Origin of the sequence: Streptomyces sp. UW30 (genome assembly GCF_008042075.1) — a bacterium.
GTDB lineage: Bacteria > Actinomycetota > Actinomycetes > Streptomycetales > Streptomycetaceae > Streptomyces.
Window position 1 is genome coordinate 1 of record NZ_RDBN01000185.1, and the last position, 1,404, is coordinate 1,404.

The 1,404-nt window shown below is 71.3% G+C and carries 1 protein-coding gene and 1 pseudogene; both read right to left on the reverse strand.

What is annotated here, in order from left to right:
* Positions 1–602 (reverse strand): annotated as a pseudogene (locus EAO75_RS45470) (helix-turn-helix transcriptional regulator); the annotation flags it as partial.
* A partial coding sequence (locus tag EAO75_RS45475; RefSeq protein WP_148000967.1) for a helix-turn-helix transcriptional regulator occupies positions 599–1,404 on the reverse strand: 806 nt, incomplete at its 5' end. The pseudogene EAO75_RS45470 and the gene EAO75_RS45475, both read right to left, overlap by 4 nt.

Sequence of the window (1,404 nt, forward strand, 5' to 3'; positions counted from 1 at the left end):
ACCTCGTCCAGSGTGCGGGCCTCGGCGTCGCCCCGGAGGTGCTCGTAGCGCGCCATGACGAGGGGCCGGTAGCGCTGTGTGTGCTGGTACAGGGTGCGGATGCGGCCACCGCGGTCCAGCAGGGCCTGGTCGCGGTCCAGCGCCAGCGCCTGGGCCGTCTCGGTGCGCGCCTCGCTCTGCTGGGTGGTGGGCTGGATGCTCAGCAGCTCCCGGGACGCCTCGATCATGGCCTCGGTGAGGGCGTGATTGATCCGCTCGGTGCCGCTGAGCACGGTGATCGCCGGGTTGTCCGCCGTCGACGCATGCCGGCGGTCGATCCGCATGAGCGGCTCGAAGGCGTCGGCCAGCAGCTGTTCGCGGCGCCGTTCGCCGGCGATGCGCTCCTCGGAGGTCCGCAGCAGCCGGTGGAGTACGACGGCGGGGGCGACGGGCTCCAGCCAGTCGAGGTCGTCGACCGTGGCGTGCAGCAGGCCGAGGTCGACCAGGCAGGGCGCGGGAGCGGCGTCCTCGGCGTGCAGCCGGCCCTCGTGCAGGGCCTTCCGGTACAGCGTGAGGCCCGGTTCGCACAGTTCCCGGTCGGTGTGCGGATGCGCCGTGTTCACGAGTGGACGTCTCCCCCCGGCAGTGCGGGCTCCTCGTCCAGGAGCCCGGACTGTGCGATGAGGAAGCCGAGTTGGGCGCGGCTGCCGCTGCCCAGGGCGGTCGCGAGTTTGGCTATGTGGGCGCGGCAGGTACGCACGTTCATGCCGAGGCGGCGCGCTATGGCCTCGTCGACATGGCCCTCGACGAGCAGCCGGGCGATGGAGCGCTGGACGCCCGTGATGCCGTCGCGGGTGGGTTCGTAGGGGGCCTCCTCGCGCAGCGGGGTCGCCCGGCTCCACAGGTTCTCGAACACCTTGATCAGGTACTTGACGAGCCCCGGGTGCCGCAGTTCCAGGGCGACCTGCTGGTCGTCGTGGGCCGGCACGAAGGCGACCGTCTCGTCGCAGATGATGAGCCGGCCGATGAGCTCCTCCAGCGTGCGGATCTCGACCTTGCCGCGCGACATGACGTCGACGTAGGCCATGGTCCCCAGGCTGTGCCGCACGGTGTGCTGGTAGAGCGTGCGCATCCGCACGCCCCGCTCCATCAGCGGGCGGTCCCGCTCCAGGGCCTGCCGCAGGATGTGCTCGCTGCGTGCGCCCCCCGGCTGCACGGTCAGCACCTCGTGGCGGCACTCGCCGGTCGCGAGGTTGAGGGCCGCGTTGATCCGGTTGGAGCCCTCCAGCACGGTGATGGCGTGGGTGGGCGCCGGCGCGAGCGCGCTGAGCGCCATGAATGGCTCGAAGGATTCGGTGAGATCGATGGACATCCGCCGACGGTCGAGGATCTCGCGCTCCAGCGGGTGAAGACGTTGTGCGAGCA